The organism is Nonomuraea sp. NPDC049624, from assembly GCF_040675255.1.
GTDB lineage: Bacteria > Actinomycetota > Actinomycetes > Streptosporangiales > Streptosporangiaceae > Nonomuraea.
Map to the genome: position 1 here is coordinate 667,638 of NZ_JBFAOR010000003.1, position 15,219 is coordinate 682,856.

The 15,219-nt window shown below is 74.9% G+C and carries 11 protein-coding genes; 5 read left to right on the forward strand and 6 right to left on the reverse strand.

Going from position 1 to position 15,219, the window contains the following annotated elements; all coding sequences use genetic code 11:
- Positions 1 to 13: 13 nt before the first annotated feature.
- Genes AB0J76_RS14385 through AB0J76_RS14395 form a run of 3 tightly spaced genes read left to right on the forward strand, consistent with a single transcriptional unit; the run spans position 14 to position 5,168 of the window.
- Positions 14 to 1,876 (forward strand): ABC transporter substrate-binding protein, encoded by a 1,863-nt coding sequence (locus AB0J76_RS14385; RefSeq protein WP_352326314.1) that lies wholly within the window; start codon positions 14 to 16, stop codon positions 1,874 to 1,876.
- Entirely contained in the window at positions 1,873 to 3,096 is a 1,224-nt protein-coding gene (locus tag AB0J76_RS14390; RefSeq protein WP_352326313.1) for an erythromycin esterase family protein, read from the forward strand. Before AB0J76_RS14385 ends, AB0J76_RS14390 begins: the two co-directional genes overlap by 4 nt.
- Positions 3,093 to 5,168 carry a prolyl oligopeptidase family serine peptidase gene (locus tag AB0J76_RS14395; protein WP_352326312.1) on the forward strand — a complete coding sequence of 692 codons (2,076 nt, stop codon included), beginning with the start codon at positions 3,093 to 3,095 and terminating at the stop codon, positions 5,166 to 5,168. Before AB0J76_RS14390 ends, AB0J76_RS14395 begins: the two co-directional genes overlap by 4 nt.
- Here the strand turns inward: AB0J76_RS14395 and AB0J76_RS14400 are convergent.
- The 6 genes from AB0J76_RS14400 to AB0J76_RS14425 form a co-directional block, all read right to left on the reverse strand.
- Complete coding sequence (locus AB0J76_RS14400) at positions 5,146 to 6,810, reverse strand: helix-turn-helix domain-containing protein (protein ID WP_352326310.1); 1,665 nt, start codon at positions 6,808 to 6,810, stop codon at positions 5,146 to 5,148. The genes AB0J76_RS14395 and AB0J76_RS14400 overlap by 23 nt on opposite strands.
- An 89-nt stretch (positions 6,811 to 6,899) precedes the next feature.
- A complete protein-coding gene (menC, locus tag AB0J76_RS14405; protein WP_352326309.1) occupies positions 6,900 to 8,009 on the reverse strand; it encodes an o-succinylbenzoate synthase in 1,110 nt (369 codons plus the stop codon).
- Positions 8,006 to 8,902, reverse strand: coding sequence for a GNAT family N-acetyltransferase (locus tag AB0J76_RS14410; protein WP_352326308.1), 897 nt, complete (start codon positions 8,900 to 8,902; stop codon positions 8,006 to 8,008). Before AB0J76_RS14410 ends, menC begins: the two co-directional genes overlap by 4 nt.
- Before the next feature lie 104 nt (positions 8,903 to 9,006).
- Positions 9,007 to 10,134, reverse strand: a complete 1,128-nt coding sequence (locus tag AB0J76_RS14415) for a M20 family metallopeptidase (protein ID WP_352326307.1) — start codon at positions 10,132 to 10,134, stop codon at positions 9,007 to 9,009.
- A 114-nt stretch (positions 10,135 to 10,248) separates the two neighbouring features.
- Positions 10,249 to 10,911, reverse strand: coding sequence for a TrkA family potassium uptake protein (locus AB0J76_RS14420; RefSeq protein WP_352326306.1), 663 nt, complete (start codon positions 10,909 to 10,911; stop codon positions 10,249 to 10,251).
- Positions 10,904 to 12,262: a potassium transporter TrkG gene (locus AB0J76_RS14425; protein WP_352326305.1), complete on the reverse strand. Its 1,359-nt coding sequence runs from the start codon at positions 12,260 to 12,262 to the stop codon at positions 10,904 to 10,906. The genes AB0J76_RS14420 and AB0J76_RS14425 overlap by 8 nt, the downstream gene beginning before the upstream one ends.
- 237 nt (positions 12,263 to 12,499) lie before the next feature.
- Here AB0J76_RS14425 and AB0J76_RS14430 point away from each other — a divergent pair, with 237 nt between their 5' ends.
- Together AB0J76_RS14430 and AB0J76_RS14435 are read left to right on the forward strand one after the other, a co-directional pair.
- Complete coding sequence (locus tag AB0J76_RS14430) at positions 12,500 to 14,104, forward strand: PP2C family protein-serine/threonine phosphatase (RefSeq protein ID WP_364389612.1); 1,605 nt, start codon at positions 12,500 to 12,502, stop codon at positions 14,102 to 14,104.
- Entirely contained in the window at positions 14,101 to 15,159 is a 1,059-nt protein-coding gene (locus AB0J76_RS14435; protein ID WP_364389614.1) for a cobalamin-dependent protein, read from the forward strand. The genes AB0J76_RS14430 and AB0J76_RS14435 overlap by 4 nt, the downstream gene beginning before the upstream one ends.
- The last annotated feature ends 60 nt before the right edge of the window (positions 15,160 to 15,219 follow it).

The following is a 15,219-nucleotide window of genomic DNA, read 5'->3' on the forward strand; positions in this document are numbered from 1 at the left end:
TAGGGAGCCTGCAATGACGCACGTGTCCGGAAAGCAGCGAGCACGCCTGGCGGTGGCGCTCGCCGCCGCGGTGGCGGTGCTCGCCACAGCGTGCACCGGCGGCGGGGGCGCCGCGAAGGACCCCGCCGCGGGGTACGCCAGCCAGCCGGCGCAGTCGGGCAAGCCCAAGGACGGCGGCACGGTCACCGTCGCGCTGACCCCCGGCCTCAGCCCGAACTACATCTACCCCTACCCGCCGGCCGCCGCCAACGGGACCGTCATCGCCCGCGGCCTGATGTGGCGCTCCCTCTACCGGCCCAGCGGCGAGGGCGACCAGGTGGCCGACGCCGAGCTGAGCCTGGCCGAGCCGCCCGCCTACAGCGCCGACCGCAAGACCGTGACCATCAAGATGAAGGACTACAAGTGGTCCGACGGCAACCCGGTCACCGCCGGTGACGTCGTCTTCTCCCTGACGCTGCTCAAGGCGGCGCTCGCGGAGAGCCCGGCCAACTGGAGCTTCTACACCCCGGGCCAGTTCCCCGACGGGGTCACCGCCAAGGCCGCCGCGCCCGACACGCTGACCCTCGAACTGGAGACGGCGTACAACCCGTCGTACCTGATGTCGATGCTGACGCTGCTGTACGTGATGCCGTCCAAGGCGTGGGACATCGACCGCGCGGGCGGCCCGCACCTCGACTACACCAAGCCGAAGAACGCCACGGCGATCTACAAGTACCTGACCAAGGAGTCGGAGTCGCAGTCCACGTTCGCCACCAACCCGCTGTGGCAGGTGGTCAACGGCCCGTACCGGCTCAAGAGCTTCGACCCGACGACCGGCTCGTTCTCGCTGGCCCCCAACGAGTCCTACAGCGGGCCCGGCGACTCACGGCTCGACCAGGTCGACTTCAAGGCGTTCACCTCGGCCGCCGCGGTGCTCAACCAGTTCAAGGCGGGGAACCTGACCGTCGGCACGCTCGACTCCAGCTTCATCACGCAGATCGGCGCGCTGAAGGCCAAGGGGTTCAACGTCTACGGCGCGCCCGCGCCCGCCCGCTTCGACTCGCTGACCATCAACTTCGGCAACACCGTGAACGGCTTCGACAAGATCATCGCCCAGCCGTACGTGCGGCAGGCCCTCCAGCGCCTGATCGACCAGCCGGGCTACATCGCCGGCCGGGGCATCTACAACGGCGCCGGCTCGCCCAACTACAGCACCGCGGGCAGCGGCTCGCCGTACCCGCCGGCGTTCGGCGACGCGCCGCCGTACCCGCACGACCCGGCGGCGGCGGCCAAGCTGCTCACCGACAACGGCTGGGAGGTGGTCCCGAACGGCGCCACCACCTGCGTGCGGCCCGGCACCGGGCCGGGCGAGTGCGGCGCCGGCATCCCGCGCGGCCAGAAGATCAGCTTCACCCTGGCCTCCGCGAACACCCCCGCCTACGTCGGCGCCCGGGACGTCGCCTTCGCCTCGGCGGCCAAGAAGCTCGGCGTCGAGGTCAAGATCGTCACCAAGTCCCTCACCTACATGTACGCCAACTACGGCAACACCTTCGCGCCCGCGAACAAGAACGAGTGGGCGATGCAGGACTACGGGCCGCTCTACCTGGCGGCCGGCTACCCCAGCAGCAACACGGTCTTCAACGCCAAGGGCAGCTTCAACCTGGGCGGCTACCGCGACGACGAGGTGGACCGGCTCATCGACGCCTCCACCTTCGGCGCCGACGCCGGGGCCCTGTCGGCCGAGGTGACCAAGATCGCCCAGGAGCTGCCCGTGCTGTTCTTCCCGACCCCGCACACCCTGGTCGTGTGGAAGGACACGCTGTCCGGCCCGCAGTCGTCGTTCCGGGCCCTGCTCAGCTACCTGTACACGCCCGAGCTCTGGTACTTCCACGCATGACGCGCGACGCCTTCGCCCGGCCGCTGCGCCACCTCGACCCGGCCGCCGCCGCCGTCGCGGACGCCCGCACGCTGCGCGAGCTGGTCGGCGACGCCCGCGTGGTGGCCGTCGGCGAGGGGGCGCACAACGTCACCGAGTTCTACCGGCTCAAGGACCGGCTGTTCCGCATCCTCGTGCGCGAGCTGGGGTTCTCGGCGTTCGTGATGGAGTCCGGGTTCGCCGAGGGGCTGGCCGTGGACGCCTGGGTCCACGGCGGGCCCGGCGCGGCCGCGACGGTCGCCCGTGACGGCATCACCTACCGGTTCGGCGAGTGCGAGCCGATGCGGCGGCAACTGCGCTGGATGCGCCGCCGCAACTCGGCGGGCCCGGCGCAGGTCTCCTTCTACGGCATGGACCTGCCCGGCTCGTCCACCTCGCCCGGCCCGGCGGTGCGCGCGTGCCTGGACCGCATGCCGGCCGGGCCGGGCGACGAGGAGCTGCTGATCCTGAGCGACCTGGGCGGCCGTACCGAGGCGGCGGTCCGGTACGCGGCCATGCCCGCGGCCGGCCGGGCCCGCCTGCTCGCGGGGCTGCGCGAGCTGGCCGGGCGCGCGCTGCGGACGGCGGACCCGGTGCTGCGCCGGTGCGCGGCCTCCCTCCAGGCGTTCGCCGACGAGGCCGAGGCGGGGGAGGCCGTGCCGATGGGCATGCCCTACCCCCGGGACCGGTTCATGGCCGAGACCGTGGAATGGGTGCTCGAACGGGAGCAGCGGATCGTCGTCAGCGCCCACAACTCCCACGTCCGGCGCTCGCCCTTCCACGGACGGCCGACGCTGGGCGGCCTGCTCGCCGCGTCCCTGGGAGACGGCCTGGTCGTCGTCGGCACGACCTACGGCTCCGGCCCGGAGGTGCGCTTCACGCAGCGCTCCCCGCGCCCGTTCGACTGCGACGTCTCGCTGGAGGCGCGCACCCTGCCGCCGAACTGCGTAGAGGCGCCGCTCGACCGGCTCGGCCCGCCCGTGACCGTCGTCGACCTGCGCCGCGCGCCGGGCGAGCTGTTCGACGGGATCGACGGGACGCTCGCGAGCGGCGGCCTCGACCCGGTGGACGACTTCCCGGCCGCCTACGACGCCCTGATCCACGTCCGCCGGGTCAGCCGGGTCCCCGGCGCGTTCGAACGGCTCCAGGCCGAGTTCGCCGCCGCCCGTCCTGCCCATCCTGAATCGCCGGAGTCGTCGTGACCCTTTCCTATCCGCCCGCGCGCACCGTCGAGGTCGTCCAGGACGTCGCGGGCGTCCGCGTGCCCGATCCGTACCGGTGGCTGGAGGAGGAGACGCGCGAGGTGCGGCGGTGGCAGCGGCGGCAGGCCGAGCTGGCCGCCGCCGTCGCCTACGAGGGGCAGGACCCGGCGGCCGTCCGGGACCTGATCCTGGCCTTCGACACCGGGTCCCGCCCGGCCCTGCCCAGGTACGCGGCCGGCCGCTGGTTCCGCCCGGTCACCCCGCCCGGCGGGACGGCGTCCACCGTGGTCGTCGCCGACGAGCCCTACGGCCCCGGCAGGACGGTGGCCGACCTGGCGCAGTTCGGCGGCAGCCAGGACGCGGTGCTGTCCTGGCTCGCGCCCTCCCCGGACGGCCGCGTCCTGGCCCTCGGCGTGTGCACCGACGGCAGCGAGCACAACACCATCCGGCTCGTCGAGGTGCACACCGGCCGCACGCTCGACGCCCCCGGCCACGTCCTGCACAGCGCGTGGGCCGGCGGCGTCTCCTGGACGCCCGACAGCGGCGGCTTCTCCTTCCTCGCGCTCACCGGCCCGCCGGAGGAGTTCCGGCAGGCGGTGTTCAGCCACCGCCTCGGGACGCCGGGGGAGACCGTCGTGGAGCCGATCCCGGTCCCGGCGGGCTCGCGGGAGTACACGCTCGTCCAGTTCTCCCCGGACGGCCGCTGGGCCGTGGCCGCGCACCGGGTGGGCAGCCCGATCCCGTGCGCCGTCCGCGACCTGTCCGTGCCCGGGTCCGCGTGGCGGCCCTTCGTCACCCGCTGCGCCGGCACGGTCGCCGGCCACGTCGTCGGCGACCGCTACGTGGCGGTGACCGACGTCGGCGCGCCGCGCGGCCGGGTGGTCGCCATCCCGCTCGACGCCGCCGACCCGGACGACCCGTCCGGATGGGCCGAGCTGGTGCCCGAGGGCGAGACCGTGCTGCGCTCGCTCACCCCGGTCGGCGAGCACCTGTACCTCAGCGAGTTCGACCGCACGTTCGCCCGGGTCCGGATCCTCGACCGCGCGGGCGCCGTCGCCGGGGAGATGCCGCTGCCCGGCCGGGGCGCGCTCGCCGCCCCGTTCTTCGCCCTGACCGCCCTGGCCGCCGGCGTGCCCGCGGCCGACTTCGTCTTCGCCTTCTCCACGCTGACCAGCTCCTGGGGCGTCTACCGGCACCGGCCCGGCCAGGGCGCGCCGCACACCCTGTCGGCCCCGGCGGTCACGCTCGACGCCGAGGTGGCGGAGGGGCGGGCGGTGGCGGCCGACGGCGTCGCGGTGCCCTACCACGTGGTGCGCCCGGCCGGTCTGGACCCGGCGCGGCCGGCGCCGGTGCTCATCTCGGCGTACGGCGCGGCCAACGTGCCCCTGCTTCCCCAGTACCAGCCGGACCTGGCCGCCTTCGTCGCCGCCGGGGGCGTGCTGGTGCAGGCGTACCTGCGCGGGGGCGGCGAGTTCGGCGGGGACTGGTACCGGGCCGCGCACCGGGAGCGGCGGCACGTCCGCGACTCCGACCTGGTGGCCGTCGCCGAGCACCTGATCGCCGAAGGCGTCACGGCCGCCGACCGGCTCGCGCTGACCGGCGGCTCCGACGGCGGGCTCATGTGCGGGATCGCCGTCACCACCCGGCCCGAGCTGTGGCGGGCCGTCCTGCCGCGGGCGCCGCTGCTGGACCTGATCGGCGGCACCCGCGACCCGTACCTCGACTTCGTCATCCGCAAGGCGTGGGCCGACCCGGACGATCCCGAGGAGGTCCGGCGGCTGCTGCGGATGTCGCCGTACGAGCTGGTGCGCCCCGGCGTCTTCCCCGCGGTCTACCTCCAGGCCGGGGCGACGGACCCGCGCTGCCGCCCCTGGCACGCGCGCAAGTTCGCCGCCCGCCTCCAGGCGGCCCAGCAGGGGGACGAGCCCGTCCTGTTGCACGTCTTCGACGACGCCGGGCACGGCGCGGCCACCCCCCATGACGTGGCGGTCGCCCAGGACGCCGAATGGCTGGCCTTCCTCATCGGCACGCTCGGCCTGCGCGGCCCGCTCAGTCGTCCGGAGCGGACCTGATCGACATCAGGCGCAGCTGCAGCATGGCCGACAGGCGCGCGTCCGGGGAGCCGAGGTCGATCCCGCCCACCTCGGCCGCGCGCCGCAGCCGGTAGCGGAACGTGTTGGGGTGCACGAACATCGCGGCGGCGGCCACCGAGACGTCGCCGAAGGCGTCGAGCCAGGCGTCCAGCGTCTCGACCAGGCTCGTCTGGTGCTCCCTGTCGTAGGCGACGACCCGGGCGATCGGCCCGCTGGGGACGTCGCCGCGCGGCACGAGGTCGGCCAGCTCCAGCAGCAGCGCGTCCACGTGCACGTCGTCCAGGCGGGCCACCTGCCGTCCGGCGGACCCCGACCGCAGCACGCGCAGCGCCCGGTCGGCGCCGGAACGCGAGCGGGACAGGGCCGAGTTGTCCCCGGCCGGCCGGCCCACCCCGACCAGCGGGCGCAAGCGGGAGCCGACCCGGGCCAGGAACTCGGTGGCCACCAGGACCGCGCGCTCGTCGGCGTCCTGCCGGTTCTGCGGCAGCGGCAGGATGCCGTAGGCGACGTCGCCGACCAGCGCGGCGGCGGCCCGCGGATGCACGGCCGACAGGTGCATGGCGAAGGCGTCGGCGAGCCGCTTGCGCTCGGCCGCGAGCTGGGCGGGCAGCGGGCTCTCGCCCGCCGGGCCGACGACGGTCAGCGCGAGGACGACCGCGGGCTCGTCCTTCAGCCCCAGGCGGCGGGCGGCCTCCAGGGAGCCTGGCCCGCTCTCCAGCGCGGTGCCCAGCAGCTCGGCCCGCAGCCGCCGTTCCATGTCGGCGTCCGCGCGCTGCCACACCATGTGCATCGCGACCAGCTTGGACGCCTCGTAGAGCGCCTGGCTGCGCTCCTCGCCCAGCGGCTCGGGGACGACGACCCAGATCGTGCCGAGGATCTCGTCGCCGGCCCGCACCGCGATCGCCACCCGGGGCAGCGCGGGCGGCTGCCGGCCCTCGGGGTCGGGCAGGGGCGCCACGAAGACGGGCCGGTCGCTGCGGTAGATCGCCTGGAAGACGCCGCGTTCCTCCAGGATGCGGGTGTACTGCTCCGGGACCTGGCGGCCCAGGATCGTCCGCACGCGGGAGGTGTCGGTGTCCTCCTGGCGGCTGGAGAAGGCCAGCAGCCGCGAGTGGCGGTCCTCGATGGTGACGGGCGCGTCCAGCAGCGCGGCTATGGCGTTGGCCACGGCGAACAGGTCGCCGGACCCGATCCGGCCCGAGGCGTGGGCGTCGGCGGGGCCGAGCCGGCCGCCGTCGGAGGTCAGCTCGCGCAGCATGCCGGCCAGGTGCGTCCAGGACGCGCCGCGGGCGAAGGCCAGCACCGCCACGCCCGCCCGGCCCGCCGCCGCGACGAGCCCCTCGTCGGCGACGACGGGCGCCCGGACGACCAGCGCGGCGGCGCCGTGCCGCCCGAGCCGGGTCACGACCTGCGCGATCTCGGCCGGGTCGTGCAGGCCGACGCCGAGGACCAGCGCGTCGGCGGGCAGCTCGGGCTCGTCGAGCGGGTCGTGGATGACGACGCCGCCGATGTCGCGGGCGAGCCCGGCGTCGCCGCAGACGACCTGGAGCAGGGTGGTTCCGAGTTCCTCCAGGACGCGGCCCAGGCTGGCACGCGGGAGGCCGGTCATGGGGACAAGCACGCTTCCGAAGCTAGCGCCGCCCCGGTGGCACGTCGTTCGTCCCGGACGACGAAATGCCACCGGGTGATCTGTCGGAACGGACCAACGGCTCAGGACGGCATCGGCACCCACGTGCTGGCGACGGTGACCTCCTCCAGCACCTCCGGGATCGGGGCTACGCCGATCCCCGGGCCGGTCGGCACGGCGAGATGGCCGTCCAGCAGGCGGAACGGCGGCGTCAGGTCGGTCCGGTAGTAGCGGTCGGAGGCCGAGGTGTCGCCGGGCAGCAGGAACCCGGGCAGCGCGGCGAGCGCCACGTTGGCGGCCCGGCCCACGCCGGTCTCCAGCATGCCGCCGCACCACACCGGGACGTCGTGCGCGGCGCACACGTCGTGGATGCGCCGCGCCTCCAGATGGCCGCCGACCCGGCCCGGCTTGATGTTGACCACCTGGCAGGCCCCGAGCGCGATCGCGTCGGCGGCGGCGCGGGCCGAGACGATCGACTCGTCCAGGCAGATCGGCGTCGTGATCCGCTCGGCCAGCCGGGCGTGCCCGAGCAGGTCGTCCTGCGCGAACGGCTGCTCGATCAGCAGCAGGCCGAACGGGTCCAGCTCCGCCAGGTGCCGGGCGTCGCCGCGCCCGTAGGCGGTGTTGGCGTCCACCTGCAGCGGGACGTCGCCGAACCGCTCGCGCACGGCCCGGACCGGCTCGACGTCCCAGCCGGGCTCGATCTTCAGCTTGATCCGCAGGTAGCCCACGTCCAGGTACTCGGCGACGGCGTCGAGCAGGGCGGGGATCGACCCGGTGATGCCCACCGACACCCCGCACGGCACGCTGTCGCGCACCGCCCCGAGCGCGTGGGCCAGTGGGACGCCGCGGGCGCGCAGGTCCGCGTCCAGGACGGCCGTCTCCAGCGCGGCCTTGGCCATCCGGTGCCCCTTGAACGCCGACAGCGCCGGGGCGACCTTGTGCGCGTCCAGGTCCGCCACGCCGGCCAGCGCCGGGACCAGGAACCGGGCCAGCACGTCGGCGGCGGCGTCGGTGTACTCCGAGGAGTACAGGGGCGCCGTTCCCGCGCCGCACTCGCCCCAGCCCTCGGCCTCCTCGGTGACGACCCGCACCAGCACCGCCCGCCGTACCGTCTCGGTGCCGAACGACGTGCGGAACGGCGTCACGAGCGGCATCTCGACCGTGCGGACCTCCACCCCGGTGATCTTCACTCCATCTCCTGTCTGTCCACTCTGTCCACGATGTACCAGCCTGTCCGGTCGAAGCCGCGTACCCGGCCGCCCTGTCCGAGCAGCTCGCCCAGCACGTCCCGCAGCGCCCTGCGCCAGTCGGCGGCGCGGGCCGGGTCGCTCTCGCGCATCGCCTCGACGTCGCCCGGCACGCCGACCAGGACGGTGTCCGAGCCGGCGTACCGGACCAGCGGCCCGCCCGCCGCCGACGCCTCCAGCGCCACGGCCGCGCCCGCCGCCCTGGCCGCCGCCGCGTCCGCCACGGCCGGGCGGCCCGCGCAGGCCGCCTCGACGGCGGGCGTCTCCAGCCGCCAGCGGACCAGGACGCGGTCGGTGGCGTCGGCGCGGTTGATGTCGTCGTCCATGGGGCCGTAGAAGTCCGGCAGGTACTCGGCCGGGTCCGCGCCCAGCTTGGCCAGGTTGAAGTAGGCGTTGCGGCGGACCAGCGGGTCATAGGTCCAGCAGATCTCGCCGACGCCGCGCAGCATCGCCCAGGCCCGCTGGTGCAGCTTCATGGCGAACCCGACGTTGCGGCCCTGCATGCCCGCCAGCACGCCGGCGATGTGACTGTGCAGGGCGGCGCGCGCCGGCGGGGAGAAGAAGCCGAAGCAGGCGCCCACCATCCGGTCGCCGTCGAAGGCGCCGCTCACGTAACTGCCCGCCTTCGACAACGCGCGCAACATGTCGGCCGTCACCGGAGGGTTGTTCTCGCCGGTGCGCCAGATGTGCTCGTACAGGCGGCGCACGGCTTCCAGCTCGCCGACGCTGTCCAGGGGGCGGATGTCGATGCCCGCGTCGTCGGCGGCGGCCTGCGCCGCGGCGCACGCGGCCTCGACGGGCCGGGAGTCGCGACGGTCACGGATGAGATCGGTCACGCCGGTCATGGTCGCAGCCGCCTCCGTCCCGTAGCTGGTCGGCGAGCACCGGGCGGCGGCGTCCCGTTCGTCCGCCCGGACAACAGCGTCCCTGCGAGCGGCGGTCACCGCGTCGTGGCCAGCAGGTCGGCGACCAGGGCCGTCAGCAGCCGGGTGCGGCCCGGCAGCTGCGCGACCAGCACGTGCTCGTCGTCGGCGTGCGCGCCGCCGCCGACCGCGCCCAGGCCGTCCAGGGTGGGGGTGCCCGTCCCCGCGGTGAAGTTGCCGTCGGAGGCCCCGCCCACGGCGACCGAGGTCAGCGGCCCGATCCCGAGGGCGTCGGCGAGCCGGCACGCCCGCTCGAACAGCTCCTTCGACGCCGAGGCCGGGAGCGGCGGCCGGTTCGGCCCGCCGCCGACCGTGACGCCCGCGCCGGGCAGCACCGGCCGCAGCCCGCGCATCTCTGCGTCCACCCGGTCCTGCTCGCGGGCGTCCCTGACCCGGACGTCCACGTCGAAGCGGGCCCGCGCGGGCACCGTGTTGACCGTGGTGCCCGACTCCAGGCGGGTCGGGGTGACGGTGGTGCCCAGCGCGGGATCGGCCAGCGCCGCCACGGCCGCGACCTGGTGGGTCACCTCGACCGTCGCGTTCACGCCGCGTTCGGGCTCCAGCCCGGCGTGCGCGGCCCGGCCCCGCACCAGCACCTCGTACCGGGAGACGCCCTTGCGCTCGGTCTTGAGCGCCCCGCCGGGACCGGCGGCCTCCAGGACCAGCGCCGCCGCGCAGCCGCGCGCCTCGTCCTCGACCAGCCGCCGCGAAGTGGGCGACCCGGGCTCCTCGTCGCCGGTGACCAGGACGGTCACGCCGTCCAGGTCCTCCAGCGCCGCCAGCGCGTGGAAGGCCATCGCCAGCCCGGCCTTCATGTCGAAGCAGCCCGGCCCGCGCAGCACCCCGTCGCGCACCTCGAACGGGTGCCGCTCCAGCGAGCCGACCGGCCACACCGTGTCGTGGTGGCCGAGCAGCAGCACGCGCGGCTCGCCGCCGAACCGCCACCGCAGGTGGGTGCGCCCGTCGATGACGATCCGCTCGGCCGCGGCCCCCAGGTGGGCGGCGCCCAGCTCGGCGACCGCCGTGGCGCTGCGGGCGACCGCGGCCAGGTCGCCGGACGGCGACTCGCAGCGTACGAGCCGCTCGATGTCGGCGCTCATCGCGGCCTCGCGGGCCCGGTCGGACGGGGTACGGCGTGGTGTCATGGTGGCTGCCTCCGGTCGGACGGACCGCCCATCCTCGTCAACCACGACGCGGACGGGCCTGTCGCCCCGGCCAACATCGGCCCGCCTCGTTGGGCCCCGCCGACGACCGCCGGACTAGGTGAGGTCGGCGAAGCGTTCGACGTCCTCGGTGCGGCCGGAGACGATGATCACGTCGCCGTACCCCAGCTCGGTGTCGGAGCCGGCGTAGGTGAACTCCTCCTCCGCGCTCTTGACCGCCACCACGGTGACGCCGTGCTTGCGGCGCAGGTTGGACCGGCCGAGCGGCACCCCGATGTACTCCTTGGGCGGCCGGGTCTTGGCCATCGCGAAGTTCTCGTCCACCTGCATGAAGTCCAGCATCCGGCCGGTCACCATGTGGGCCACCCGCTCGCCCATGTCGTGCTCGGGGAAGACGACGTGATGAGCGCCGATGCGCCCGAGGATCCGGCCGTGCTGGCGGCTGACGGCCTTGGCCCAGATGTCGTCGATCTCCAGCTCGATCAGCAGCGACGTGGTCAGGATGCTGGCCTCCAGGTCGCCGCCGATGGCCACCACCGCCCGGTAGAAGTCGGGCACGCCGAGCTGGCGCAGCGTCTCCAGGTCGGTGGAGTCGGCGGTGGCGATGTGCGTGATCTGCCCGGCCAGGCTCTGGGCGACCTTCGGCCGGTTGTCGATGGCCAGGACCTCGGTGCCGCGCCGGGTGAGCTCCAGGGCGAGCGAGGTGCCGAACCGGCCCAGGCCGATGACCACGACGGGGTCTGTCTTCTTGTCAGCCAACGATGACACGTTCCTCGGGTAGTTCGTAGCGACGGGTGCGCTCCTTCAGGGCGAGCGCGGAACCCAGCGTGAGCGGGCCGATGCGCCCGATGAACATCAGCGCCGCCAGCAGCAGGTGCCCGGCGGGCGTGGCGTCGGCGGTGATGCCGGTGGACAGCCCGTTCGTGCCGAACGCCGAGACCACCTCGAACAGCACCTGGTCCAGGCTGTGGGGCGTGATGGCGAGCAGCAGGTAGGTGGAGACGGCGACCAGCACGACGCCGATCATGGTGATCGAGATGACCTGGCGCTGCGCGGACTCGGCCAGGCGCCGGTGGCCGATGTTCACCCGCGGCTCGCCCCGCAGCTCGGCCCAGATGATGAACGCCAGCAGCCCGAACGTGGTGACCTTGATGCCGCCCGCCGTGCCGGCGCTGCCGCCGCCGATGAACATCAGCAGGTCGGTGGCGAGCAGGCTGCTCGGGTAGAGCTGGCCGATGTCGAGGCTGTTGAACCCGCCCGACCGCGGCATGACCCCGGTGAAGAACGCGGCCAGCAGCTTGCCGGAGTCGTCGAGCCCGCCGAGCGTCCTGGGGTTGCGCCACTCGGTCACCAGAAAGACCAGCGTCCCCACCGCGAGCAGGACGAGCGTCACCCCGACGGTGACCCGGGTGAGCACCGACCAGCGGCTGGGCCGGCGCCAGGCGCGGGCCAGCTCGAACACCACCGGGAAGCCCAGCCCGCCCACGATCACCGCGATCGCGATCGGGAGGCAGATCCACGCGTCGGTGACGAAGCGCATCAGGTTGTCCGGCCACAGCGCGAACCCGGCGTTGTTGAACGCCGACACCGCGTGGAACCAGCCCAGGTACATCGCCCGGCCCAGCGGCTCGCCGTAGCCCGTGACGAAGCGCACGGTGAGCACGGCGCCGACGATCAGCTCGGAGACCAGGCTGAAGATGACCACGTTGCGCACCACGCGCCGGACGTCGGACATGCTCAGCGTCTTGGTCTCGGCCTGGGCGAACATGCGGGCGCGCAGCCCCAGCCGGCCCGCGACCAGGACGGTGAACAGCGTCGCCATCGTCATGATGCCCAGCCCGCCCACCTGGGCCAGCAGGGCGATCACCACCTCCCCGGCCACCGACCAGTGGGTGGCGGTGTCCACCACGACCAGGCCGGTCACGCAGGCCGCGGACGTCGCGGTGAACAGCGCGGTCAGCCAGCCGGCCGACTCGCCCGTGGCCGTGGCCATGGGCGAGGTCAGCAGGGCCGTGCCGGTCAGGATGAGGGCCGCGAACCCGGTCGCGATGACCTGCGCCGGATGGTGGAACCGGGACAGGAAGGCGCCCGTCAGCCGCAGGTTTCTCATGGCGTGCCCCCGCCGTGCGCGGCCGGGCGGGGGACATGGTGTGAGGCGAGCACGATCAGACGGTAGACCACCCGGCCACCGCTCCGGCACACGCGTCCGCGGCCGGGGGCCGGGGGCGTGCCGCGAAGGTCACGCGGCTAAAAATGCGACAAAGACGATTCGGCGTCGGGAAAGCCGTGCAGGTCACGTCAGTAGAGTGAAAATCTCGTAGGTGTTCACGAACGGGGCGCGATCGGCATGCTGGGGGAGGAGACGCCGTACCCGATGCTGGTCGCCGACGCGTCGGGCGCCGTCGAGCGGGCGAACGCCGCCGCCCGGTCGTTGCTGGGCGACGCGCGGCGGATCGCGCCGGACTGGCTGGCCCGCGCCCACCGCGACCTGTGCGCCCGCCTGGCCGCGTCGCCCGCCGCCGGGAGCATGCCCGAGCCCGCGCGGGGGCCGGTCGGGGAGCGGGTCTTCGAGGCTCATCCCGTGCGCGCCGGGCGCGACCGGGTCACCTGGTGGCTGGTCGACGTCAGCGTGCGGGAGCAGGCCATGGAGGTGCTGCGGGCCGAGCGGGACTCGGCCGCGTCCATGGTGGCGGCGGCCACCGAGCTGCTGTCCTCGCTCAACCTCGACCGCTGCCTGGAGGCGGTCGCCCGCCTGGCCGTGAAGCACCTTGCCCAGGCCGCCCGGGTCGTCGTGCCGCTGGGCCCGCGCCGCTTCGAGGTCGCCTACCACGAGGCCGGCGGACAGGCCGTGCGCCGGAACCTGGACATCGATCCGCGCTCCATGCCGGGGCTGGCCGCGGCGCTGCGGGCCTTCCCGCCGGTGCCCGCCCGCTGGGTGGACCCCGGGCGGGCGCCCGGCTGGGTGCTGGGCGAGGGGCGGGACGACACGCGGTCCGTGGCGGTGATCTCGCTGCCCGGCTACGGCCTGCCCGCGGGCGCGCTGATCCTGCTGCGCTCCACGGAGGGCTTCTCCGCGGCGGAAGAGGTGTTCGCCCGGCTGTTCGTGGCCCGGGCCGGCACCGCGATCTCCATCGCCCGCGTGTACGCCGAGCAGGGGGCCATCGCCGAGACGCTGATGGCCGACCTGCTGCCGCCGATGACGCCGTACCTCGACGTCGCCGACGTGGCGGCCCGCTACCGGGCGGCGGGCCACGGCGCGCTGGTCGGCGGGGACTTCTACGACGTGCACCCGGTCGCCGGATCGGGCGGGGCGGCCCTGGTGGTGCTCGGCGACGTCTCCGGCAAGGGGCTGGAGGCCGCCGTCCTGACCGGCAAGATCCGCAACACGCTGCGCGCCCTGCTGCCGCTGGCCGACGACCACCAGCGCGTGCTGGAACGGCTCAACGAGGTGCTGCTCGCCGGGTCCAGCCCGCGTTACGTCACGCTGGTGCTGGCCGGGGTCGAGCGCCGCGGCCACCGGCTGGAGCTGCGGCTGACCAGCGCCGGCCATCCGCCGCCGATGATCGTCCGCAACGACGGCCGGGTGGAGGACGCCCGCACCCGCGGCACCCTGATCGGCCTGCTCGACCAGATCACCAGCGTCACCGAGACGGTGCTCCTGGCCCCCGGCGAGACGTGCCTGCTCTACAGCGACGGCGTCATCGAGGCCAGGGGCGGCCCGCTGGGCGACGAGATGTTCGGCGACGACCGGCTGCGCGAGGAGCTGCGGCAGTGCGTCGGCATGCCGGCCGCGGCGCTGGCCGAACGCGTCCAGATGCTCGCCTCCCAGTGGGCGGGCGAACGGGAGCGCGACGACATCGCCATCGTCGCCATCGGCGCGCCGCGCGAGGCCCCCGACGGCGCCGACGGCCCCGACGGCCCCGACGGTCCGGACGGAGGTCTTCCGGCGTGAGCGCCTCCGGTCCGCGGGACGAGATCGAGCGCTGCGTCGAGGCGCTGCGGACGGCGGCGACGTCCGGCGACGAGTACGCCGCGATCGACGCCGCGCGGGCCGGTCTCGACGCCGGCGTGCCCCTGGAGACCATGCTCCTGGACGTCGTCGCCGTCGCGCAGGCCCGCGTGGGCCTGGACTGGGCGGCCAACCGGCTCACCGTGGCCCAGGAGCACACGGCGACCGCCGTCCACGAGCGGGTGCTGGCCGTGCTGGCCCACGAGCCGGCCGCGCGCGGTCACCGTACCGGGCCGGCCAGGGGGCGGGTGAGCGTGGCGTGCGTGGACGGCGAGTGGCACACCTTCCCGGCCCGGCTGCTGGCCGAGGTGCTCCGGCTGCGCGGCTGGCAAGTGGACTACCTGGGGGCGCACGTACCGACCGCGCACCTGGTCGTGCACGTGCACAGGACCGCGCCCGCCGCGGTCGCGCTGTCCGGGTCGATCGCCACCCGGCTGCCCGCCGCGCACGCGGCCATCAGCGCCTGCCAGGCGGCGGGCGCGCCCGTGCTCGTGGGCGGCGCTGCCTTCGGGCCCGACGGCCGCTACGCCCGCCTGCTCGGGGCCGACGCCTGGGCGCCCGACGCGCGGGCCGCCGCCGACCTGCTCGACGCCGGGCCGCCGCGCCGGGCCGCGACCGGGCTGAGCCCGGGCCGGCCGCCGCACCTGGCCGGCCCCGAGTACACGGCGCTCACCGACCGGGCCCCCGAGCTGGTCAGAGGCGTCATGCAGGAGCTGGACGAGCACGTGCCGGTCACCGAGGGCGAGGAGCCGACCGGCCACACCGCCGAGGACGTCGCCTACGTCGTCGACTACCTCAAGGCCGCCGCCTACGTGGACGACCCCGGCCTGTTCACGTCCTTCGTCAGCTGGATGGCGCACGTGCTGACGGCGCGCGGCGTGCCGGCCCGGGTGCTGGCCGTCACGCTGGACGCGCTGGCCGCCCGCCTGGCCGGCCTGCCGCGCACCCGCGAGCTGCTGGCCCAGGCACGGGCCGGACTGCCCGACGGGCCCCGCTGACCACGGGCAGGGCTGCCCGACGGGCCCCGCTGACCACGGGCCGGGCTGCCCGACGGGCCC